We start from the raw sequence: 23,279 nt of genomic DNA, 5'->3' as shown, positions 1-23,279 counted from the left end.
TATAAAAACCCCGTATTTTTTATTGAATACGGGGTTTTCCTGTTTTTAAATAAATCGGACTGATCTTGTAGAAAAAGAAAAAAAGGTTCTGGTGCAAAAAATTCAAGGCTCTTGCAAGTAATCTCCTAAACTTGGACATACTGATAGTATGAATCTAAAAAAGGTGTGATCAGTATGGAAAAGGAAAATTTGTTTAAATGGAAACATTATCAGCCTGAACTAATCTTATTAACGGTAAGGTGGTACCTACGGTACAATTTGAGCTTCCGTAACCTGGTAGAAATGATGGAGGAAAGAGGATTATCAATGGCTCACACCACCATTATGCGTTGGGTTCATCAATATGGACCTCAATTAGAAGAGAAAGTACGACATCATCTTAAATTAACAAATGATTCGTGGAGAGTCGATGAAACTTATATTAAAGTAAAAGGTCAATGGATGTACTTATATCGTGCAGTTGATTCAGAGGGGAATACAATTGATTTTTATCTAAGTAAATCAAGAGATAAGCAAGCAGCCAAGCGCTTTTTCAAGAAAGCCTTGGCTTTTTCGTATGTTTCTAAACCTCGCGTGATAACTGTAGATAAGAACCTTGCCTATCCTGTAGCGATTCAAGAGTTGAAAGAAGAGAAACATATGCCTGAAGGCATACAACTAAGGCAAGTTAAATATCTCAATAATATAGTGGAACAAGACCACCGATTTATTAAAAAACGAGTTCGTTCTATGTTAGGATTAAAGTCATTTAAAACAGCAATCTCTATATTGAGTGGTGTTGAAGCCATGCATATGATGAAAAAAGGACAACTTCACTTACAGGTGAAGTCTGCCCAAAATGAAGTTAGATTCATACATAAATTATTTGGAATTGCATCATAATCTACCATGGAACAGTCTATGCAGGTTTCTATGCCTCTATCAAATGATTTTTGCACCAGAACCCTTATCGGAATATTAAACGAAATACCGGCAGTAAAACGGCTGGATATGATGGATTAACGATTGAAGATATAAAGCGATTATCCGTATCAGAGGTCATATCGACGATACAACGAATGTTTGAAAACTACACACCCCAAGCCGTTCGGAGAGTCTTCATTCCTAAGACAAATGGAAAAGCGCGTCCCTTAGGGATTCCGACTATTTGGGATAGATTATTCCAACAGTGTATCTTGCAAGTGCTTGAGCCGATTTGTGAAGCAAAGTTCTATAAACATAGCTATGGTTTTAGACCAAACCGCAGTACACATCATGCGAAAGCTAGGTTTGAAACGCTCATCAATCGTGCATGCTTATACCATTGTGTAGATGTTGACATCAAAGGATTCTTCGACACTGTGGATCATGCCAAACTATTAAAACAAATGTGGTCACTTGGCATTCGTGATAAGGCATTGCTTTCCATTATTTCACGTCTTTTAAAAGCCGAAATAATTGGGGAAGGCTTCCCAACGAAAGGTACACCCCAGGGGGGGATTTTATCACCCCTTTTATCTAACATTGTATTAAATGAACTAGATTGGTGGGTTAGTAATCAATGGGAAAGTTTTGAAACTCAAAAGCTATATAAATCACAGATTGGCAGATATAATGCATTGAAACAATCGAATTTAAAACATTGCTATATCGTGAGATATGCAGACGATTTTAAAATCCTTTGCCGCACCTGTTCACAAGCGATTAAAATGCATTATGCAGTAAAGGATTTCCTTCAAACAAGGCTTAAGCTTGAAATTAGTAAGGAAAAATCGAAAGTAGTTAACCTAAAGAAAAACTCTTCAGAGTTTTTAGGTTTTCGCATTAAAGCACATCGGAAAAAGACAAATAAAAGAACACTTTATGTGGCCCGTTCACATATGACAAAAAAGGCACTTGAAAACGCGCAGACAAAGATAAAACAAGCTATAAAGGCAATACAGAAACACCAAACAGTTGAAAACGTTTGGCGATTTAATCTGGTCATAATGGGTATACAGAATTATTATTCTGCAGCGTCGCACATCACAATAGACTTATGTGAGCTGAGCTATCGTCTTCATAAAACATTATACAATCGTTTAAAAGAATTGAAAAAAGAAGCTACGTTTCAGGACTTTACAAAATCCTTACAGAAACGGTATAAGGGATACGAATGTAAGCTTTATAAAATAAAAGAAATGGTTCTTGTCCCAATCCATGCCCAGCGCTATAAGGTGAATCTTAACTTCTCTCAAACTATTTGTAACTATACTACCGAAGGTAGAAATAAGATCCATCAAAACTTGCGAGCGATTAATAAACAAACGCTTGCTCATGTGATGAAACAATTCATACCAAGCCGTTCCATCGAATACAACGATAACCGGATTAGCCGATTTATCGCACAATACGGGAGATGTGGTGTTACAGGAATTGAATTAGGACTGAATGATTGGCATTGTCATCATAAGACACCGTACTATCTCACAAAAGATGATTCATACAGAAACTTAATGATATTGCACAAATCTGTTCATCTTCTCATACATTTGAGAGATCAAGAGAAAATACAAGTGCTTTTAAACTCACTCAAGTTAAATGAAAAGCAACTTATAGAAGTTAATAAATTGCGCAAGCAATGTCTGAACGAAGCTATCTGATTCTACATTTCATCTTTGCATATACATAAAAATACTGAATGAGTTGGATTAGTTGGAACGCCGTATGCTGGGAAACTCGCCTGTACGGTGTGAAGTGGGGGAAAAGCTGGCGATAACTTCAAAAGCTTACCTATCACTATAATAAAACTTAGATTTTTAAACGACTTTATTGTTATATTTTTTAGTGTAGTGAAGTATCTTACATCAAAAATTAAACAACTATATTTTTAACCCCGTCCTAAATTTAGAACGGGGTTATGCTTGTTTGAGCTTTTAAAATGAAATAGCTTTATTGTCATTTTACAGAAACTAGGGTTGTCTTTATGCCTTAAGTCGACATAATGAATGAAAACATAAGTTAAATATTTAAAAGGTTAGCAATATTCCCACCTAGTACTCGTTGTACGACTTCTTCACTTGAAGCATGACGTTCAACTGCCAACTTATTTAAGAATGGATCACCATAAGGAAAATCAGAGCTAAATAAAGTTTTCTCTGGGAGTTCTTTTATAGCCAAAGATAATGCATAGGTTGTATAAAATGCAGAGATATCTAGGTAGGCGTTCTTTGTCTCTTTTGTTAATGCAATAACTTGCAGCCAATGAATTCCTCCCAAATGGCCATAGATTACAGGTACATTGGGATATTTACGAGTTAAAACGAACAATTCCTGAATATCATTTAAATTGAGTGGATGGAATGTATGCACCCAAATCGGAAAGGAATTATAATCACTAGCTGCCTGGAATACAGGTTCAAGCATTTTAATTTGGCCTGAACCAAGGGTAAATTCTCCAAGTCCCTTCATTTTATAATCTTTTACAATCTTCTCAATCCAATCATGCAGTTCTCCAGAGGAACTTAAAAGGGGAACTGATCCAAATCCAGTAAAACGGTCAGGATATTTTGCGATAGCATCCCTTAATTCTTCTAGAGCTTTTAATCGTGCTTCTAGGGGATTTATCTCGTTATTTAAAATTTGATTCAGTACATCCATTTCCTGAATAAATTCATCGTAGCTTTCACTTTTTTCTGGATGAACAAGCGTAGAGAATAAAATAGTTTTATCTATCCCACTTGAATCCATCATTTCAATTTGTTTTTCTATAGGTAGAACTACGTGGGCATGACTATCAATAATCATTTTTCACTCTCCCTCCATTAATTGGCTGACAGCTGATTTCGTCTTTTAGAAAATACTTCGGTAGCTATTGTTAAAATGGTATTTAATGCGACAGGAAAGCCTGCATAAATTAACATTTGCATCATAGCTTCCACAATTTCTTCTTCGGTCCATCCAACATTTAAAGCTCCGTTAATATAAAACTTTAATTGTTCCGTATTTCCTAAAGCAGTTAGACCAGCAACTGTTGCAAGAAGGCGAGATTTTAAATCTAATCCTGGTCTAGAAAAAATTTGACCATAATTAAATTCCACAGCCAAAGTTCCTAAGTCAGGTGCTACTGAATTTTTAAAATTATTCACGATATTTTGATAGTTTTCCGGATCTATTTTTGATAATACTTCCAATCCTCTTTTATAGTTTTCTGTATTTGCAGACATTAGACATGACTTCCTTTCTCGAATTCTCTATTTTTTACTGTTCTTTTTTGTTTAGGCAAGCTAAATAAGGAACTAAAAGCAATACCTATCATGAGTATCCCAACTGTACATACTCCATACCAATGCCATTTGCTCCAAGCAAGTACACCTAAATATGATCCTAAAGATCCACCTAAGAATGTAGATACCATGTATAATCCATTTAATCTGCTTCTCTTTTCAGGAGATAGTTGAAAGATAGTAGCTTGACAAGCAACTTGATTTGCTTGCGTACCAACTGTTACTAATAGTGCACCAAGAATTAATCCTGGTAACCAATATCCTAAGAATATTAAGATTAGAAAAGCGATTAAAGAAATAAACATACATAAAGTATTAGCAAATTTTGGTCCTTTTTTATCAATCACCCGGCCAATAATAGGAGTTGCAAAGGCTCCAGCTATTCCCACTAAACCTATTAACCCTGCCACGGTACTCCCATAAGAATACGGAGAAGTATTTAATAAAAAAACAAGTGTTGTCCAGAAGGCACTAAAGGAACCAAACATCATTCCTTGACTAAGGCAAGCTTTTTGCAACACTTTTTCCTTTTTAAATAACAGGCCTAAAGATGCAAGTAATTTTTTATACTGTATTGCATGATTTCCTTTGCTTTTTGGAAGATACATTGCAATTAAAATGATCATTATAATTGTGCCAGCAAAAGAAGCCCAATACATAGATCTCCATCCAAAATGTGAATCTACAAAACCACTGATAAATCGAGCACCTAAAATCCCACACACTAAGCCAATGGCAACATTCCCTAACACTTTTCCTCTGTTATCTTCTGAAGCTAAATTAGCAGCAAGAGGAACAATAATTTGAGGGACTATGGTAACAAATCCAAGAATTAAGTTTGCTGCAATCAGCCACGTTACATTCATTGATAAAGCAGTTGCAGCTAAAATAATACATACAATAGATAATAAACTTAGGATCAATTTTCTTCGTTCAAAAATGTCACCTAATGGTACCAATAAAAGATTTCCCAAAGCATATCCCACTTGAGTTAAAGTTGCTACAATTCCTATATTGGTTTCAGAAACGTGAAAAGTATTTGCCATACTGACTAAGAGCGTTTGATTTAAATAGACATTAGCTACTGTAAAACCACATGCTGCAGCCATTAGGAGAACTAATCCTTTCGTAAGTATAGGAAAAGCCTCAGCCCTATTTTTGAAAATCATTAAACTCACCTCCTTCATTTATTAGAATAGATGAAGGTTTATAATGGGAATAGGAGTGTGTTTATACTATTATTAAAACTACTACTTATAAAGGGGAGAGGTTAAATGTTAAGTGATAAAGAAAGAAGGAAAGAACTAGGGGATTTCTTAAAAACACGACGAGCACGGTTATCTCCTCAAGATTTTGGTTTACCTATTGGGCCACGTAGAAAAACAGAAGGACTGCGCCGAGAAGAAGTAGCTCAGCTGGCAGGGATAGGAATAACTTGGTATACATGGTTAGAGCAAGGGCGTGATATACAAGTATCTTCAGACGTATTGGAGGCTATTTCGCGTGTATTCAGGTGGTTCTGGTGCAAAAAATTCAAGGCTCTTGCAAGTAATCTCCTAAACTTGGACATACTGATAGTATGAATCTAAAAAAGGTGTGATCAGTATGGAAAAGGAAAATTTGTTTAAATGGAAACATTATCAGCCTGAACTAATCTTATTAACGGTAAGGTGGTACCTACGGTACAATTTGAGCTTCCGTAACCTGGTAGAAATGATGGAGGAAAGAGGATTATCAATGGCTCACACCACCATTATGCGTTGGGTTCATCAATATGGACCTCAATTAGAAGAGAAAGTACGACATCATCTTAAATTAACAAATGATTCGTGGAGAGTCGATGAAACTTATATTAAAGTAAAAGGTCAATGGATGTACTTATATCGTGCAGTTGATTCAGAGGGGAATACAATTGATTTTTATCTAAGTAAATCAAGAGATAAGCAAGCAGCCAAGCGCTTTTTCAAGAAAGCCTTGGCTTTTTCGTATGTTTCTAAACCTCGCGTGATAACTGTAGATAAGAACCTTGCCTATCCTGTAGCGATTCAAGAGTTGAAAGAAGAGAAACATATGCCTGAAGGCATACAACTAAGGCAAGTTAAATATCTCAATAATATAGTGGAACAAGACCACCGATTTATTAAAAAACGAGTTCGTTCTATGTTAGGATTAAAGTCATTTAAAACAGCAATCTCTATATTGAGTGGTGTTGAAGCCATGCATATGATGAAAAAAGGACAACTTCACTTACAGGTGAAGTCTGCCCAAAATGAAGTTAGATTCATACATAAATTATTTGGAATTGCATCATAATCTACCATGGAACAGTCTATGCAGGTTTCTATGCCTCTATCAAATGATTTTTGCACCAGAACCCGGGAAAGTAAATCATTTTCTTCCTGATTTCCATTACTTTTACGTTCAGCAATAATATTATCTACTAAAGAAAACATGGTTTGGATATCATACTGAAATTGACGTTTCGTTCTCCACATAAGTTTATCTTCTATATCCAGTCGCTGTAATTGATGCATCGCCTCATCCAGAGCACGGCTCATGCTAGTAATAAAAGGATGAGGAGTCTCACGATAAAAGCTATTAAATCGATAATTAAAACCGCATAGACCAATTGTATCTAATGTAAGGCGGGTCATATCCTCTGGAACATCCACATTTTCATTCGGATTAAGTCTTGCCCATTTTTGAACGAGTTGTACGGCAATATCAACCATCATGGTGTGGTAATCTTTCATTGCTCGTTGACTGAAGGTAGGCATCAAAATATTATGAGCTTTTTTCCAGTTAGGCTCGTGAGTCTCGCTTGTAAATAATCCATCTCCAGCAAAGGCACGAACCTTTGCTAAAGCACCCTCTATACTTTTATCGAACCGTGTTTCGTCACAGACTTCTGCTACCAGTTCGTGTCCAGAAACGACAATGATGGCATCACTTAGAGTTTGAAGTCGAAAAATGGGACCATACTCTTCCGCTAGCTTGATAAACGATAGGGTCGGTTTATCTTTATTGATTAACGGGAGATTCCCCAGCGGTCCATATGTTTTCGGTTGAGGAATAGCAGATACTTTTTTTCCCATTAAAAACACCCTTTCAAAAAAGCATGAAATAAAATATCCCATTCAATAAAAAGATGATAGCAATTAATCACTTGGGATAAAGATATGTAATTGATTACCTTATTTTATCTTTTCCCTAACTATTCATGTTTATGATATCGGGTATAAGATAGATAATCTAAGCTTTCTATTGGCAATTAGATTTATAACTTACAAAAAAATACTTATATGAGGATGACGGTACAATTAATCGTCATTATTATGGAATGGCCGTCTAAAAAAACTAAAAGTATATGTACGGGCTGATGATGTTTCAATGGTGGGAAGTAGACAATAAAGATATTTTGAGAAATATCTGTTTTCAAAGAATACATGGAATCAAACAAAAGGAAATACAAGATTATCAGTTGGTTTATCATTCGAAGACGAACCAGCAGCCTTAATAAAAGATTAAAATGGTTACCTGCCAATTCCAACAAGTTTATCTTGAAAAGTAAAACTATTAATTTCACGCATAGAAAAAGAGGTTCTGTTGCAAAGTGTTTAAAACTAAGCTAAACTTTTGCAAAACAGAGTGAGGGGAATCATAAATGAGATATTTTAAAGGAAAACAATTCAAAAAAGATATTATTTTGGTAGCCGTTGGCTACTATTGTCGTTTTTCTTTAAGTTATCGTGATGTCTCTGAAATTTTGAAAGAACGTGGTGTTTCAGTTCATCCAACAACTATTATGCGCTGGGTTCATGAATATGGGCACCTGATTTATCAAATTTGGAAGAAGAAAAATAAAAGAGTGCAACTATCTTGGAAATTGGATGAGACGTATATAAAAGTCAAAGGAGAATGGTGTTACCTGTATCGTGCAATTGATAAAAAAGGGTACACATTGGATATTCAACTTCGTAAAAAACGAGATCATCAGGCTGCATATGCCTTTATGAAAAGATTAGTGAAAACGTTTGGAGAACCAACGGTTCTAACAACAGATAAAGCACCGGCATTACTTTGTACACTCAAAAAATTAAAGGAACAAGGCTTCTATAAACATACAACTCATTGTAGAATCAAGCATTTGAATAATCTCATAGAACAGGACCATAGACACGTAAAACGCCGCTTTGCCAAATCTGCAGGATTTCAAAGTCTTCGCCATGCTTCGCGCACTTTGAAAGGAATCGAAACGATTCATGCTATATATAAACGAAAACGAAGTTTGCAGCTAAACTTCGTTTTTTCAACGTACAATGAATTACAGCAATTACTCACAATTATATAGAATTCAGCTATACACCATCCTAACTTTCTATCTGTAAAAAAACTTTGCAACAGAACCTTGCGAAGTAATCGCTGCATCCTAAAAATCATTAAAAAGAGGTTGATGTAATATCAACCTCTTTTTATATCTGCAACAATATGGCCCAATTGTCGAATAGAATAACTGTAGCTTTTAACTTTATTACTTTTTATAAAGTAGAATTTTTTATGCTATCACTGTAACAAAAACGACCGTTTATGGTACTTGGTTGATTTTTAAAAAAAGCGTTAAAAACTCATCCATATTGAGTACCAAAACCCATATCCAAAAACAAACAAGTCTCCCTACTTTTCTCATAAAATCCTGCATACTTTTTGTCATGTAAAGTAATTGAAATCAAGGCTTGATAACTTTTTTCACTAAATTTTCAAAAAACATCATATTTGGTTTATATATGATATTATAAGTTAACAAAAAAACAATAGTTTTTCTCAGCTAACCCCCTAATGGGGTCCGGCCAACATTACACGGATTTACAACGTTAAGGGTTCTAAAAAGAAAAAATTCCTTATTTCAGTCACGCTAAGAACCTGTTTCTATATGTCATAAAGTGTTTTGCAGGAGCCACAAATAAAAAACACCTTATATTATTGTTGTTTTTTGAAAACGTTAGTCATATTATTCCATTTAAGAGCCGGATTATGGTACAACTATTTGACAAGAAAAGCTATTAAACTTATTGCAATCTATGGCCTTTGTTGGATATATATATAGAATGCTTATTTAGGGTGAGGATTGCCCTTCCGTTTCCTTCTATAAACATAGATTACAGGTGGTGCATTGTGAGAGAATTAATATTCGTCCAAAATAAAAAAAGACTTCTTATGAAATTTCTATTTTTAAAAAAGGATATAGTGCTTACCATTTCTCTGATACTAGCAGTGGTAAGCTGTTTTATATATTCGCCAAGGCTTGAATATATTAACTTTGAAGTGCTGGTTAGCTTATTTAATCTAATGGTAGCTATAAAGGCCTTTGAAGAGCTAAAATTATTAGACAAACTTGCCGTTGCTATATTGAATAAATGCAATAACAGCAGGTCAATATCAGTTATTCTGATTTTATTATGCTTCATTTGCTCCATGTTTGTAACGAATGATGTCGCTTTGCTCACTTTTGTACCAATAACACTTGTCATTAGTAAAAAGACACAAATGAATATGATGGATACAATCATCCTGCAGACAATTGCGGCAAATATCGGAAGCAGCTTGATGCCTATGGGGAATCCACAAAATTTGTATATCTATTCTTACTATGGAATTAAGCTCATCCCATTTTTGGGTTCAATCTTGTTATTAGCTGTGCTTGGCATCAGTTTGTTGTTTATATTTACTCAAAAACTTCATAAAACAGAATTAAAAATAGAACTTCCTGTTATTACTATAGAGGATCGAAAAAAAGCTACAGTCTGGATCCTGATACTTGTCATTATTATTGCATCTATTTTTGGAGTCATTAATTATTACATTGCGCTAATAATTACATTGGTGACAGTATTTATTTTAAATAGAAAATTATTATTTAAGATTGATTATTCTCTTTTGATAACCTTTGTCTGTTTTTTTGTTTTTATTGGAAATATTTCTAACTCAAATGCAATGGAGACATTTGCCCGCACTAATTTAAGAGGAGACACATCAGTCTTTTTTAGTTCCATATTTTTGAGTCAATTGATTAGCAATTTTCCTGCTTCAATTCTCCTGTCAAACTTTACTTCTGATTGGAAACCCTTATTATTAGGAGTAAATATCGGAGGGCTTGGAACAATTATCGCATCTTTAGCCAGTGTAATCTCCTATAAACTATTCATTCAGGCCAACCGTAAAGAGAGTAAAAAGTATTTAATCAAATTCAGTATTTACAACTTTTCATTTTTAGTCATACTTGCATGCATACAATACTTCATCTTTAAATTTCTAAAAATCTTTTAAAAAATAATTACCGATGGGAGTATAAAAACCTATAGTGTTCTTATTCCTTTTCTGAAGTAATGAAAAAAGCCCAATTTCTCAGCATTAAATTGAGAAATTGGGCTTTTTAATATCGGTACGCTTAAGGGGGATGACAGCCATTTCTTCTTTTTGAAGCCACTCACAAAAGTGGTCTTTTTTTATGCAATTTTACCATACCGAACTGGATTTCAGTGTAGTTTTTGTTTATAATCCATTATTTTTTCTTTATCGTTTTCCGACAGAAGACTCCTTCCTCAAAAATGTGAAGGTGTGAAAACACCAATTTTAGGTGGGAGATGAATGTCGGTAGGCGTAAGCCTACTTTTTTTAGTATACTGTAGGTATCCTACGAAAAAAGTGAGGTGCAACCCATGTTAGTAAATAAGGCATATAAATTTCGTATCTATCCAAATAAGGTACAAGAAATATTAATTGCTAAAACTATCGGTTGCAGTCGCTTTGTATATAATCATTTTCTTGCTCTCTGGAATGACACCTATAAAGAGACAGGAAAAGGATTAACCTATCCTTCTTGCTCTGCCGAGCTTACTCAATTAAAAAAGCAACAGGATACACTTTGGTTAAAAGAAGTAGATAGTATTGCTCTTCAATCCACATTAAAAAACCTCGCAGATGCTTTTTCACGTTTTTTCAAGAAACAAAATGATATTCTACGATTCAAATCTAAAAACAATAAGGTTCAATCCTACACAACCAAGCAAACGAACGGTAATATTGCGATTATAGATAACAAGCTGATTACTTACATAAACTCTCTACTGAAATCATCAAAAACCACGATGTCATCGGTATAGAAGACTTACAAGTCAGTAACCTGCTCAAAAATGGAAAGCTTGCAAAAGCAATTAGTGAAGTATCTTGGTCACAATTTCGAACGATGTTGGAATATAAAGCAAAATGGTATGGCAAACAAGTTGTTGTGGTATCTAAAACATTTGCTTCCAGTCAGTTATGTTCAAATTGTGGATACAAAAACAAAGATGTTAAAAATCTAATAATTCGTGAGTGGGATTGCCCTTCTTGTGGCACACATCACGATAGAGATAGGAATGCAGCGATCAACCTGAGAAACGAGGCAATTCGTCTCTTAACCGTAGGAACTACGGGGATAGCCTAATCCATTAGAGTTCGATAGAACTCCGTACTTAGGAATCTCCCACTTCAAACAGTCCGTAAGGACGTTAAGTGGTGAGTAGTTCAACGAACACACTAAAATAATACCTATTTTCATTCATTGTTTGCTCTATTAATAAAAAACGTTATTCTTTCTTAGAAAGCAGTAAAGAAAGAATAATGTTTTTTTGTTTTTTGAAATTGTTTGATTTCTTACTGCAAAAGAGTCTGATTAGTTAATAACATATTGAATTACATGTTATTTTGCATTTTTTCAATACCTAATGATACGTCTTTCTTGGTATGCGCAATCCAAGCTATATGACCATCCGGTCGAATCCAAACTGTACCTATATTTTCTAACTCAGAATGTTGTATTTGTCCTACAATCACTCTTGCATGTGAATCAATGTTTATTTTATCTACCATATCTACATAAGAAGGATGTATCAATAAAATGAACTTCCCATCATGCATCACTTCATAGAGTGTGTGAGTGTTCTGATCTTGTGCATAAATAGAAAAATTCGGACATCTTTTTCCTAGCCATGGATGTTTTTCCATATTATGCATAGGTGGATACATAATTCCTAGACCACTTACTTTTTCAGCTAAATCTTGATTCACTTCTGGATATGTGAGTAAGTGAGAAAATAGCTCTCTTAGTTCCATCCCAGCATTTGAAAAGTTCATCATTAATTGTTCTTGCGCTTGTGTCTCTTTTAAAAATTGTTTTCCTACAGCATGTCGTTCAATATGGTAACTTTCTAATAGGTTTTCATATTTTTTCTGTTTTATAGCTAATCCCAATTTCCATCCTAAATTAAAAGCATCTTGTAAACCTACATTTAAACCTTGTCCACCTGCAGGTAAATGAATATGTGCCGCATCTCCTGCTAAGAATACACGCAAATGCCGATAAGTATCTGCTAATTTGGTTGCATTTCCAAAACGAGAGAGCCAAATCGTTTCCTTAATTTGAATACGTTCACCTGTAATACGATAAACACTATCCATAAGCCCCTCTTCTGTGACAGCAATTTGTACAGGTATATGCTGATATACAGGATCTACAATTGCAAAACGAAATAAACCAGGCGTAATCGGTACCATCATTACTATCCCATGTATATTAGATATAGAGAAAAATGGATTATCTGGAATATCTTTTAAAATCACATCTCCCAATATAGCAGTGGCTGTAGTATCCGTTCCACTAAATGGTATATGCGATAATTCGCGTACGATGCTTCTTGCACCGTCAGCGCCTACTACATATGGAACTTCTAGTTTATATATATTTTCTCTTTGCTCTATTTCTAGCTTTACAAATGTTTCATACTGTTTTAAGTTCTTCACAGTATGCCCTCGTTTGATGTCTACACCTAATTCTAATGCGCGTTCTTCTAATATTTCTTCTGTAATAGATTGAGGGATAAAAAGTGTGTAGGGAAAATCTGTATCTAAATTTTTGAAGTTTAATCTTGTTTCTAAGACAGCAAAATGACTTGTATCTAATTTTTTTCCACGAGATAAAAATCTGTTTTCAATACCTCTCATAGCCATCAATTCTAAGGAGCGAGGATGTAATGTCATTGCTCTAGAATTTCGTATACGATCTACTCTTCGTTCCAACACAACAACTTTTATACCTTGAATAGCTAATTCACATGCGGTCATTAATCCTACTGGACCACCACCAACAACTGCTACATCATAATGATTTCCCATGTCATACCCTCCATTTATTTGATTGATTAGGACTAATCGTATAAAAACATGTACACATAATAGATTCCCAGTTAATAAATATTATGTGTTATGTATGCAAGTATAGCGCATTTTTGTTTCCTAGGAAACAAAAATGCGCTTAGAATATGAAAAATGAGATCATAAATTCGTTGTTCCCCAATGTATTGAATTCTCATAAACAATTATGGAAAGATAAAAATTTCGTTTTGGGGAACATCTAATTTCTTAGGTTGATGGATGTGTGACGGTACCCCTAGAAGTAGAATATCCATAAAGAGCGCTATCCTTTTTAATAATTATACGAAAAGAATAGTATTTTTCTTATATTAAGGAAATGTGATTAACTGCGAAAGGTAAAACTTCGATGCTATCTCTACCTTTTCTTCCGTTCCAACTTTATACACCGTTTGTTAAAACCTAGGGAATTTTAAGGTGACAAGCGGCAGGCTCCCTAATTGTAAAATGTTTTAGTATTCTGCGCTTGTACCGAAAATAGCTTTTTATTTAACTTTGGAATATACATTACTAAAAATACAGAACGCCCTATACTAAATACGATAAAGGCGAACCATAAGCCGTGATTTTGAAAGCTAGGCACTGCGATAAATTGAGCAACGAGATAAGCAATTAATGCTAAAATCATAGAATTTCGAATGGGTGCTGCTTCTGTTGCCCCTGTAAAAACACCATATATAATAATTCCAAAACTTGCCGAAAGAGGGAATAGCGTAATCCATATTCCATAGGTGTTTGCCAACTCAATAACACTTGGTACACTCGTAAATAGTGTAATTATATTATGACCAAGCAAGTTGTAAATACCTGCGATAAAACAGGACGAAAAGATTGCCCACTGACACGATAGTGAAAGTGTCTTTTTGTACAATTGTTTATCTTTTGCTCCAATTGCTTTTCCTACAAAAATACTAGAAGCATTCGCAAATCCGTCAAAGCAGTACGCCATGATGTAATGAATTTGGATAAGAACAGCATTTGCTGCCAAAACCTCTGTTCCAAAGGAAGCACCTTTCGCCGTAAACATATTAAACATGGTTAACAAACAAAATGTTCTGATGAATAAATCGCGGTTAACGCTCATCATTTTTTTGAACGAAGCAAGATTAAAAATTTCTTTTAAAGGAAGCTGCTTATATGTAAAAGGAACAGCCTTCCATATAATGATGATACCTATCATAAAGGCCATTATTTCCGATATTAAAGTTGCTGCAGCTACGCCAGACACTGTCCAAGAGAATACGTTGACAAATAATAGGGCTAGAATAATATTCATAAGATTCATAGAAACTTGTATCATTAAAGAGATTTTAATCTTAGACATCCCCATTAACCATCCGAGGATAACGTAATTCATTAAAGTAAACGGAACACCCCATATGCGAATACTAAAATAATCAGATGTCAACGTTCGAACGTCAGACTCCGGATTTATTAAGGTTAAAAATAAATATTCGACAGGGTGCCGCAGAAGAATAAAAATAATCCCTACTACAATTGCTGCTACAAATGGCCTTGTTAGGGCTAAAAACCCTTGTATATCATCGTTTGCTCCATACGCTTGAGCAGCAAATCCCGATGTACTCACTCGCAAAAAACCAAATAACCAATACATCGTATTAAAAATGATGGTTCCTACAGCCACTGCCCCAATATAAGCAGGATCAGGCAGCTGCCCGACAACTGCTGTATCTACAGCCCCTAATAAAGGGGTTGTTATAGTTGAAATGATCAAGGGAATGGCTAACGTAAGATAGGATCGATGATTCATAGTTTTCCTCCTTCATCTCTCATGCCTGAGGATGGGAGTAATGCCTCCTCCAGAAAGAGAACGGTAACGAGGATGCTCGGAAAGAATGGACGAGAGCAAAGTTTGCGCAACGGGGTGCCGCGAGATGAAAAACTGGTCTTTATTTTCGCATAGCTCAACTACTTCTCCTCTCTCCATCACAGCCAAAGTATCAGATATAAAATAGGCAGCTTTTATATCATGTGTAATAAAAAGGTATGAGAGACCAAAAGCTGACTTCAACTCACTCAACAAGTTTAAAATGTTTGTTTGGTTGACCATATCCAAACCACTTACCGCCTCGTCTAATACAATTAGCTTCGGTTTTAAGGAAATCGCTCTCGCAATATTAATTCTTTGCAGCTGTCCCCCGCTAAACTGATGAGGGTACTTTCGCATATCCTCACGATTCAAACCAACTCTTTCTAGTAACTCTCCAACGGTCCGCCTCTGTTCATCCCGGGACATTCTTTCATAGTTTTGTAACGGTTCCCTAATAATTTGTTCCGCAGTCATTCGTGGATTTACCGAAGAGTAGCAATCTTGAAACACTACTTGAAGATCACGGCGAAGCCGTTTACGGGTGGTACGGTCTATGTTATAAAAATCATGTCCCTGAAACAGAACTTGTCCCTTTTGCGGTTTCTCCAATCCAAGGATTACTTTTCCCAGCGTACTTTTCCCAGCTCCGCTTGTTCCGAGAAGACCGAGACACATTCCTGGCTCTATGGAAATAGAAACGTTGGAAAGTACTTCTTTTCGTTGATCCGTTCTGCCAAACAAGTTATAGGAACCATACATATGTGTTACGTTCTTAACCTGCAGTAAACTCATGGGCTCACTCCCTGTTTTTAGGATAATAATGCTACTTCAATAATGTTAGAAAATCCTGAGATCTTTCGTTAAATTGCAGCGTCGGTCGAGCATGAAGCAACTTTTTCGTATACTCATGCTGTGGATAATCAAATAGCTGATAAACGTCTGCTTTTTCTACAATTCTTCCATACTGCATCACAATGACATCGTCAGCTAGTTCCGAAATAACTCCTAAATCATGAGAAATTAATAGGATAGATGTACCATATTCCGAACGAATAAAATCCAACTGCTGCAGCACCTGCAGTTGGTTTGTCACATCTAGCGCTGTTGTTGGCTCATCAGCAATAATTACAGATGGCCGCAGGCATAGGGAAATAGCAATCATTACCCGCTGTAGCATTCCTCCACTTAGCTGAAATGGGTATCTACGCATAACATCTAAAGGATTTGGCAAATTTACATCATGTAAAGAGTTCTCAGCCAGTTCAAATGCTTCTTTCTTTGTTAAAGCAGTATGAGTGCGAATCGTTTCAATGAATTGGTTTCCAATCGTATATATAGGGGTAAAAGCATTCATTGGATTTTGCATAATAAGGGCAATCTCTTTCCCTCGAATCCGTCGCATCTCCTTCGCACTCAGCTCATTTAGTTCTCTATCGTGCAATCGTATACTACCTTCTATACTTGTTGTTTTACGATCTAGCAGTTGCAGAAGTGACAAGGAAGTAACGGTTTTGCCGCTGCCACTTTCTCCAACAAGCCCGAGCACACGCCCAGGCTTTAGTTCAAAATGGATATCCTGCACTAAGGGGATTGTTCCAGTGGGGGTCTTTATCTTTACATGCAGGTCACTTACCTCCAAAACATTACGCTGTTTTTCTATCAATTGTCTCACTCCTTTTTAAAAACGTCGTTTTGCCCCAAACCGATCTGATAAAGCTTCTCCCAATATATTAAAAGTGATGACAACGAGCATAATCATTACACCTGGATATATCATTAACTCTGGATTACTTCGTATATACGATTTCCCTTCATGAATCATAGCACCCCACTCAGGTGTAGGTGGCTGAATACCTAGTCCTAAAAACGACAGAGCGGAAATATCCATAATAGCCCACCCCATTTCAAGTGTCCCCATCACGACAATAGGAGGAAGTACATTCGGGATAATATGTCGTCTAATAATTTTCCATTGTGAAGATCCGTTTATTCTCGCAGCTGTAATAAAATTCTGCTCCTTTAAACTGAGTACTAAGCCTCGGAACATCCTCGCGTAATACACCCACTGCACAAGCACCATTGCCAAAATTACCTGTTTCATTCCTGGACCAAATATTCCTACAAGTCCAAGTATGAGTACAAGATTCGGGAAGGCCATCACTCCCTCACAAAATCTCATTAATATAAGATCAATTCTGCCGCCCTTGTAACCAGCAAAAGTTCCGATAAGCAAACCAATCCCTAAGGAAGAAATAAAAATTAAAGATGCAATCCCTAAAGAAATACGACCACCATGTAAAAGACGAGACAGATTACACCGTCCTAAATAATCAGTACCCAACGGATATTCTATGGAAGGCTGCTTTAGTTTTAATGCTAAATTCACTTGAATGGGATCATGCGGAGAAATCCACGGAGCCAAAATCGTAAGGATAAACAGAACGATTAAAGTGAATGAGCAGACTACAATGATGATTTGATGCTTGAAAACACCTCTTATACTTGCAATCATTAGTCCGTTCCTCCTTTCCAAGAAACCCGCGGGTCCATATACATTTGCACAATATCCACAATCAGATTACATAAAATAAATAGACAGGCCGCAAGAAACACATAGCATTGGATGACTGGTATATCCCGGTTAAAAATTGCCTCAATAAAATAACGTCCAAACCCAGGCCACGAAAAAACGGACTCAACAATAATCGTTCCAGTCAGTAGCTTCCCAAAATTCATCCCAATTCCTGTAATCATTGGTAAAATTGCAATTCTCAATACATGCTTTATTAGAATGACACGCTCATGAATCCCCCTTGTCCTCGCATATAAGACATACGAATCTTGCAAATTCTCTAGTACACTTATGCGTAGCAAACGAGTATAAATCGCAATGAGCGGCAAAGCCAGTGTTACGGATGGAAGAATCAAGTGCCTCCATGTTCCTGCCCCCTCCACAGGAAACAGATTAAACTTCACTGCAAACAAATAAATTAATAAATAACCGAGCCAAAACTGCGGAATTGAAGCACCGAAAAAAGCCAGAACTCGACTAAACTGGTCCACGACCCCATTTTTCTTCACTGCAGCTAAAAATCCGATCGGCACACTAACGAGTACAGCTACGAAAATACTACTAAAGGCGAGCTGGATCGTCGTAGGCATCCGGTATACAACCTCCTGCCAAACTAGCTTGTTAGAAAGATAAGATATGCCAAAATCAAGTTGGCATATCTTAATAAGAGATTGAATATATTGCACAAACAGTGGCTGATCTAAACCAAACTCCTGTCTTTTTTGTTCTAACATCTCAGCTGTCGGCTGAATATGGGCAGCTGCGAAATATGCTTCAGCAGGGTCGACCGGCGACAGATGAATCAATAAAAAAGTAAGAAGTGTTGCAAAGAGAAAAATAGGAATGATGGCAAGAAATCGTTTGATAATATAGCTACCCATTATTTCTCATCCTTCCGTTTCCTAGTTATTAATGCTAATTCCAGTGAATGGATGATCATCACGATTTGCCGGGAATTCAAAGCTAGTTACATCCTTTTGGTACACAGCTGTTTTCTTAATATAAGAAATTGGCACGATTGCTGCTTGGTCCTGCAATGTCTGTAGGATAGTGTTGTATAACTCTTTTCGCTTTTTCTCATCCGTCGAGGCAAATACTTCTTTTATTTGTTGATCAAGCTGTTGCTTCACTGGCAAGTTTGACAAAGCATCTGAGAATCCAAAGCCGTCCATTGAAACAATGTTAAGGAAGGTATGTGGATCATATGGAGCTCCATAGTTACTGTAGAAGTTCAAATCAAAATCATTTTCGCCAAACCGTTTTACTTGAACAGGCAGCTCAACACCAGTAATATTCAGCTTAACACCTATCATCGCCCACTCAGCTTGAAGGGCTTCTGCCATCGCCTTTTGGATTTGGTTTGATTTATCATACATCAACTCCAGCTCCAATGCTTTACCATCTTTCTCTCGAACACTTTTTCCGGATGGCAGCTTCCATCCTGCTTCTTCTAAATACTTCTTCGCTTTTTCTACGTCATACTTAATAGGTGTTGTTTTAATATTGGTATATAGGAGGTTTGGAGCCAAAATATTGTCTGCCTTCTCTTCCAGTCCAGAAGTCACTCCTTCTACCATCGCTTGCTTGTTAAAACCATATTGAAGCGCTAAACGTACTTTGATATCAGAAAGCTGCTCTTTTGTCGTGTTCATAACCAACTGTCTTGTTGCAACAGGTTCAGAAATACTTGTTTTATATTTTCCTGACTCTTTTAATTGTTTAAAAGCATCTAAACTAATAGCGCCTTCTCCATAAATTAAATCGAGTTCACCTTTTTCGAAAGCAAGCACTCTCGTCTCTGCATCAGGAATTGTTTTAATTACAATTTTTTCAATCTTCGGACTTTTACCCCAATAATTCGGGTTGCGAGTAAATACCGCATATTCATCCTTCTTATATTCCTCTAGCATCCATGGGCCTGTTCCAATAGGTTTCTTCACTCTTTGTGAAGTATCACCATCATCCGGGAAGCCTGCTTCACCTAAAAAGCGTACTGGACGGACTACCGCTAACTCCTGCAATGTTGGATAATAAGCCTGCTTTAATGTAATTTTAAAGGTAGAATCATTTACTGCCTCAGTCTTATTAATCATGTTGATTAATCCTAGCCAGCTATGTATTTTCACATTTTTCATAATCGCATCAAAATTCTTTTTCATGATATTCGCATTAAAAGCGGTTCCGTCAGAGAATTTTACATTTTGACGAAGTTCAAAAGTATATTCCTTGCCGTCCTCAGATATTGTCCATGATTCAGCAAGCGCTGGTTCTAGCTTACCGCCTTCTTTATAGCTAACCAATGGCTCGTAAATCATCGCTTGTGCAATCAATTGCGAAGGATTGTAAACATGCGGATTCATCTCTCCTATATCCCTTGGCCAAGACAAAGTGAGAGTTTTTTCTGTATTACTCGTTTCTTTTTTAGCTTCCTGCTCATTATTTTGTGGTGTACAACCCACAAAGACAATAGACAGCAGTAGAATCATTGCTGATAGTAATATACCGATTTTCCTTTTCTCTCTAAACATTAGTAAATGCTTCCCCCTTAAAATTAATAAAAAACAATGAAATTGAAAATCATTATCACCAACTAATGATAGTTACTAAGATAATTCCTGTCAATGAAAATTACGAATAATTGGGGGTGCTACCCATCGCTATCGAGCTAATAAAACAAAATAAGCCCTTCATTTCAGTTTAAGAATTAACAAGAGTCCGTCATTGCAATTCCCAGGGTATCCATTTCACTTCAAAATAAAGAACCTGAATAAATTTTTTCGTATCGATATGAATAGGTAATGTTTGCTCATTATTCAACTCTGTCATCTTTCTTCTTACGTTTGTAAAATCAAAAAAACTAGAAGCACAATTTTCAAACTTCAGGTTTGAAAGATCAGTAAGTCCAAGGGATGCTAAATGGTTTAATGATTGATAAATCGCCCTTCTAATCCGTTGTTTGGAGGTATCAATCGACCTTTTTGATTTGATCTCTTCGGCTGATTATCCAATTCTTTTTTGAGCTAAATGTATAAAAAATCTCTTTTAAAGAAGGAAAACCTTGTTCAAACGTTTTAGCTTGTTCGTATTAATATAAATAATCCAGCATGTCCATTAAATCTTTACTTCCGCTTTCACTTCTCTGCGTACTTTGATAACTATCCAATTTAAGCACCATATTGTGCGATTCTTGGATGTTATTTATCGGTTTTTCCAATCGGATTCGTTCGATGACTTTCTGAACAACTGTTAATACTTCAATCCGGTTAATAGGCTTAATAATATAGTATTCAACACCAAGCGAATATGCTTCAGCAATTAATTCTTTTGTTTCTACTTGAGAAACCATGATGATTTTCCCTTTAAACGATGGTTTTATTTGACGAATTGTTTTTATTCCATCTTGAATCGGCATTAACAAATCGATAAATAAAATGTCTATATTTTTGAGGATTAGCATTTTTTGATCGAACAATGAGCCATCCTCAGCTTCTCCTACAACCTCTCCAAGGTCCTCATCCTCGATAATTTGAGCCAACATTGAGCGAACCGCTTTCTCATCATCTACTATATAGAAATACATAGAATCATCCTTTCGCGATTATGGGGTTAATCCCTAGTCTAATTTATATAAATGGCCTGTAAGGAAAAGAATATAGGCTAAGTATAAAATTCAAAGTTCACCCTTTGAGGCGCTTTCGAATCTAAACTAATAGAAACGTATCTTTAATTTATAATCAAAAGTACAGAATCTTACCAAAAAGTACATTTTTTATAAAACAATTTTTAAAGTATTTAAAATTCATTTTGGCGTAAAAACTTCGAGATAATCACTGTGAGTTTCTAAAGGTTCTGGTACAAATATACAAAGAGGAACGAGGATATTACAATAATCCCACTGGTATTCTCCGTTAAAGAACTGCAGAACTCAATGGGATGAAATCTTTCGGTATTGATGTAGATCAAGAGCGTATAACGATAGTTTCTGGCACACAAAACGTTTTTGCAATATAATTAATTAGAATTATACATTCGCGAAATGGAATAAGGCGTCTCACTTTTTGAAGTTGGACGCCCCATAATCTTGTATGGTTACATTCACATGATATTTAATCGGTACCCTACTAAATGTTTGATCCCAATCTTTTTTGACTTTCTCCCATACTTTTGGTTCTTCAATTCTTAATAGGTTTCCAAAGCCAGCAACGTCAACTTGATATTTTTTCTGCATTTTTTCTGTTACATGATGCACCAAGTGCTTTACTTCTTGTTCAGCAACTTTTTCTGCCCTTTTTAAAAATTCATTTTCAAAACCTTTTCCTGAGTGCATCCAATTTTCAGACACACGCCCTTCTGATTCAATGTTTACATCAAAAGAAATCTTATTCCCCTTAACATGTGGGGTGATTTTGCTTTTTATGGACTTTATCTCGTAGATGATGGGTTGCCCTGTCTTTTTATCAAAACCTTTTACCACACCACCTTTCCTTTTTCCGTTAATCCATATTAGTCCCTCTAATTCCTCTTCATTTAAAAAACCACGTAACTTATTTGTATTTCCTTTGATTATGGCAGCTCCTGCAAATTTTACTTCACCGTTTGTCGAAATTACATTTTGTAAAAGAAAACTAGATCCTGCTTCCATCTTACCTCCTAATTTAGCGAGCGATACAGGAGGTAAAATTCTTGTTATTCTATATTGATTATCTCCAATCCCAATCAAATGAAACGCTGGAATTTCTCCTATTTCCTTTGATTCCAGCGTCTCACTAGCTCGCCCCTTGCTGATTAACACAAGACAGCTAAGTCTACTCTCACTTTCACGGAGATACTGATCAAGTAATTGGTCTAAACTATATTTGCGTACAAGATTCTCACTAATCACAATCACTTTTAAATGTGAAGCGAACAAAGGACGATCTCTTCTTAATGAAAATTCACGAATCATTTGATGAATAGAATCTCCAGTCTCAGAAACATTAACATAACGTTTTTGTTGTGCCCCGTCTCCTTTACTCCCCGTTTGTTGGCTTGCAATTTGATAAGTAGATGTTATAAGGTTTCTTTTAGGATACCCTCCTCCTCGGTCCTTAATCTCTTTCTCAATTGTTGACTCCTTACCTTTATCCAATGCTACAGCTAAAACTAAACTCAACTCTTCAATTTCTTTGCTACTCCAGCACCCTGTCAGAAACAGGAGCACAAGTATCGAAAACAAAGTCAAAAGAACCCGTACATAGTGAAAGTTATTCTTCACGATGCCCCCCCTTTTCTCTTTAATCGCGTGACGATAAGAAGGAGCAATGGTAGTAACCCAAATAAAAATATAGCAGTATTGCCGACCATATCCCCGAATTTAAGTAGATCATTTATATTTTTCGAAGTCATA

Annotated in this window: 16 protein-coding genes and 6 pseudogenes; 8 read left to right on the top strand and 14 right to left on the bottom strand. The window is 35.9% G+C overall.

Annotation, left to right across the window (positions count from 1 at the left end):
• Positions 1 to 174 precede the first annotated feature (174 nt).
• Both AC1M36_RS24185 and ltrA read left to right on the top strand, forming a co-directional pair.
• The gene (locus AC1M36_RS24185; RefSeq protein ID WP_479846286.1) at positions 175 to 882 is read left to right on the top strand and encodes an IS6 family transposase; all 708 of its coding nucleotides are present in this window, start codon (positions 175 to 177) and stop codon (positions 880 to 882) included.
• Between the two features lie 50 nt (positions 883 to 932).
• Complete coding sequence (gene ltrA / locus AC1M36_RS24180) at positions 933 to 2,621, top strand: group II intron reverse transcriptase/maturase (protein ID WP_479846287.1); 1,689 nt, start codon at positions 933 to 935, stop codon at positions 2,619 to 2,621.
• A 358-nt stretch (positions 2,622 to 2,979) separates the two neighbouring features.
• Here ltrA and AC1M36_RS24175 read toward each other — a convergent pair whose 3' ends face one another.
• From AC1M36_RS24175 to AC1M36_RS24165, 3 genes are read right to left on the bottom strand one after another with little or no spacing between them, the layout of a single operon-like run.
• Positions 2,980 to 3,765, bottom strand: a complete 786-nt coding sequence (locus AC1M36_RS24175) for an amidohydrolase family protein (RefSeq protein WP_336454524.1) — start codon at positions 3,763 to 3,765, stop codon at positions 2,980 to 2,982.
• 17 nt (positions 3,766 to 3,782) lie between these two features.
• Positions 3,783 to 4,184 carry a carboxymuconolactone decarboxylase family protein gene (locus AC1M36_RS24170; RefSeq protein ID WP_336454525.1) on the bottom strand — a complete coding sequence of 134 codons (402 nt, stop codon included), beginning with the start codon at positions 4,182 to 4,184 and terminating at the stop codon, positions 3,783 to 3,785.
• A complete protein-coding gene (locus AC1M36_RS24165; RefSeq protein WP_336454526.1) occupies positions 4,184 to 5,413 on the bottom strand; it encodes an MFS transporter in 1,230 nt (409 codons plus the stop codon). Before AC1M36_RS24165 ends, AC1M36_RS24170 begins: the two co-directional genes overlap by 1 nt.
• 105 nt (positions 5,414 to 5,518) lie before the next feature.
• Between AC1M36_RS24165 and AC1M36_RS24160 the strand changes: the two are divergent.
• A pseudogene (locus tag AC1M36_RS24160) lies at positions 5,519 to 5,758 on the top strand (helix-turn-helix domain-containing protein); the annotation flags it as partial.
• 91 nt (positions 5,759 to 5,849) lie between these two features.
• Positions 5,850 to 6,557, top strand: a complete 708-nt coding sequence (locus tag AC1M36_RS24155) for an IS6 family transposase (protein ID WP_479846286.1) — start codon at positions 5,850 to 5,852, stop codon at positions 6,555 to 6,557.
• A 56-nt stretch (positions 6,558 to 6,613) separates the two neighbouring features.
• Here the strand turns inward: AC1M36_RS24155 and AC1M36_RS24150 are convergent.
• Positions 6,614 to 7,339, bottom strand: a pseudogene (locus tag AC1M36_RS24150) (cytochrome P450); the annotation flags it as partial.
• A 194-nt stretch (positions 7,340 to 7,533) separates the two neighbouring features.
• On the opposite strand from AC1M36_RS24150, the pseudogene AC1M36_RS24145 reads away from it, so the two are divergent.
• From AC1M36_RS24145 to AC1M36_RS24130, 4 genes and pseudogenes are all read left to right on the top strand, one after another.
• Positions 7,534 to 7,798 (top strand): annotated as a pseudogene (locus AC1M36_RS24145) (hypothetical protein); the annotation flags it as partial.
• 110 nt (positions 7,799 to 7,908) lie between these two features.
• Positions 7,909 to 8,595 (top strand): IS6 family transposase, encoded by a 687-nt coding sequence (locus AC1M36_RS24140; RefSeq protein ID WP_479846285.1) that lies wholly within the window; start codon positions 7,909 to 7,911, stop codon positions 8,593 to 8,595.
• An 821-nt stretch (positions 8,596 to 9,416) separates the two neighbouring features.
• Positions 9,417 to 10,568 carry an anion transporter gene (locus AC1M36_RS24135; protein ID WP_336454344.1) on the top strand — a complete coding sequence of 384 codons (1,152 nt, stop codon included), beginning with the start codon at positions 9,417 to 9,419 and terminating at the stop codon, positions 10,566 to 10,568.
• Between the two features lie 392 nt (positions 10,569 to 10,960).
• Positions 10,961 to 11,727 (top strand): annotated as a pseudogene (locus AC1M36_RS24130) (RNA-guided endonuclease TnpB family protein).
• Positions 11,728 to 11,975: 248 nt separating this feature from the next.
• Here the strand turns inward: AC1M36_RS24130 and AC1M36_RS24125 are convergent.
• The 10 genes and pseudogenes from AC1M36_RS24125 to AC1M36_RS24080 form a co-directional block, all read right to left on the bottom strand.
• Positions 11,976 to 13,454, bottom strand: a complete 1,479-nt coding sequence (locus AC1M36_RS24125) for an FAD-dependent oxidoreductase (RefSeq protein ID WP_336454479.1) — start codon at positions 13,452 to 13,454, stop codon at positions 11,976 to 11,978.
• 472 nt (positions 13,455 to 13,926) lie between these two features.
• Positions 13,927 to 15,261 (bottom strand): MATE family efflux transporter, encoded by a 1,335-nt coding sequence (locus AC1M36_RS24120; RefSeq protein ID WP_479846284.1) that lies wholly within the window; start codon positions 15,259 to 15,261, stop codon positions 13,927 to 13,929.
• 12 nt (positions 15,262 to 15,273) lie between these two features.
• A complete protein-coding gene (nikE, locus tag AC1M36_RS24115; RefSeq protein ID WP_336454481.1) occupies positions 15,274 to 16,113 on the bottom strand; it encodes a nickel import ATP-binding protein NikE in 840 nt (279 codons plus the stop codon).
• Between the two features lie 31 nt (positions 16,114 to 16,144).
• Complete coding sequence (locus tag AC1M36_RS24110) at positions 16,145 to 16,984, bottom strand: ABC transporter ATP-binding protein (protein WP_479846283.1); 840 nt, start codon at positions 16,982 to 16,984, stop codon at positions 16,145 to 16,147.
• Positions 16,985 to 16,999: 15 nt separating this feature from the next.
• Positions 17,000 to 17,833, bottom strand: coding sequence for a nickel ABC transporter permease subunit NikC (nikC, locus tag AC1M36_RS24105; protein WP_336454483.1), 834 nt, complete (start codon positions 17,831 to 17,833; stop codon positions 17,000 to 17,002).
• Positions 17,833 to 18,774: a nickel ABC transporter permease subunit NikB gene (gene nikB / locus AC1M36_RS24100; protein WP_336454484.1), complete on the bottom strand. Its 942-nt coding sequence runs from the start codon at positions 18,772 to 18,774 to the stop codon at positions 17,833 to 17,835. The genes nikC and nikB overlap by 1 nt, the downstream gene beginning before the upstream one ends.
• Positions 18,775 to 18,795: 21 nt before the next feature.
• Positions 18,796 to 20,421, bottom strand: a complete 1,626-nt coding sequence (gene nikA / locus AC1M36_RS24095) for a nickel ABC transporter substrate-binding protein (protein ID WP_336454485.1) — start codon at positions 20,419 to 20,421, stop codon at positions 18,796 to 18,798.
• A gap of 190 nt (positions 20,422 to 20,611) precedes the next feature.
• Positions 20,612 to 21,473, bottom strand: a pseudogene (locus tag AC1M36_RS24090) (response regulator).
• A 471-nt stretch (positions 21,474 to 21,944) separates the two neighbouring features.
• On the bottom strand, positions 21,945 to 23,147 hold the full coding sequence (locus AC1M36_RS24085) for a Ger(x)C family spore germination protein (RefSeq protein ID WP_431613515.1): 1,203 nt from the start codon (positions 23,145 to 23,147) through the stop codon (positions 21,945 to 21,947).
• Positions 23,144 to 23,279 (bottom strand): annotated as a pseudogene (locus AC1M36_RS24080) (spore gernimation protein); the annotation flags it as partial. The gene AC1M36_RS24085 and the pseudogene AC1M36_RS24080, both read right to left, overlap by 4 nt.

This window comes from Bacillus sp. Medicinal_06, from assembly GCF_056711665.1.
The sequence above is the reverse complement of the archived record's forward strand: the minus strand, read 5'-3'. Positions and strand labels throughout refer to the sequence as shown.

Excerpts from the sequence above, each read along its gene's own strand:
- nikC (WP_336454483.1), bottom strand. The coding sequence starts at position 17,833 with ATGATTGCAAGTATAAGAGGTGTTTTCAAGCATCAAATCATCATTGTA.
- AC1M36_RS24140 (WP_479846285.1), top strand. The coding sequence starts at position 7,909 with ATGAGATATTTTAAAGGAAAACAATTCAAAAAAGATATTATTTTGGTA.
- AC1M36_RS24155 (WP_479846286.1), top strand. The coding sequence starts at position 5,850 with ATGGAAAAGGAAAATTTGTTTAAATGGAAACATTATCAGCCTGAACTA.
- nikA (WP_336454485.1), bottom strand. The coding sequence starts at position 20,421 with ATGTTTAGAGAGAAAAGGAAAATCGGTATATTACTATCAGCAATGATT.
- AC1M36_RS24175 (WP_336454524.1), bottom strand. The coding sequence starts at position 3,765 with ATGATTATTGATAGTCATGCCCACGTAGTTCTACCTATAGAAAAACAA.
- AC1M36_RS24120 (WP_479846284.1), bottom strand. The coding sequence starts at position 15,261 with ATGAATCATCGATCCTATCTTACGTTAGCCATTCCCTTGATCATTTCA.
- AC1M36_RS24170 (WP_336454525.1), bottom strand. The coding sequence starts at position 4,184 with ATGTCTGCAAATACAGAAAACTATAAAAGAGGATTGGAAGTATTATCA.
- nikB (WP_336454484.1), bottom strand. The coding sequence starts at position 18,774 with ATGGGTAGCTATATTATCAAACGATTTCTTGCCATCATTCCTATTTTT.
- AC1M36_RS24125 (WP_336454479.1), bottom strand. The coding sequence starts at position 13,454 with ATGGGAAATCATTATGATGTAGCAGTTGTTGGTGGTGGTCCAGTAGGA.
- nikE (WP_336454481.1), bottom strand. The coding sequence starts at position 16,113 with ATGAGTTTACTGCAGGTTAAGAACGTAACACATATGTATGGTTCCTAT.
- AC1M36_RS24185 (WP_479846286.1), top strand. The coding sequence starts at position 175 with ATGGAAAAGGAAAATTTGTTTAAATGGAAACATTATCAGCCTGAACTA.
- AC1M36_RS24165 (WP_336454526.1), bottom strand. The coding sequence starts at position 5,413 with ATGATTTTCAAAAATAGGGCTGAGGCTTTTCCTATACTTACGAAAGGA.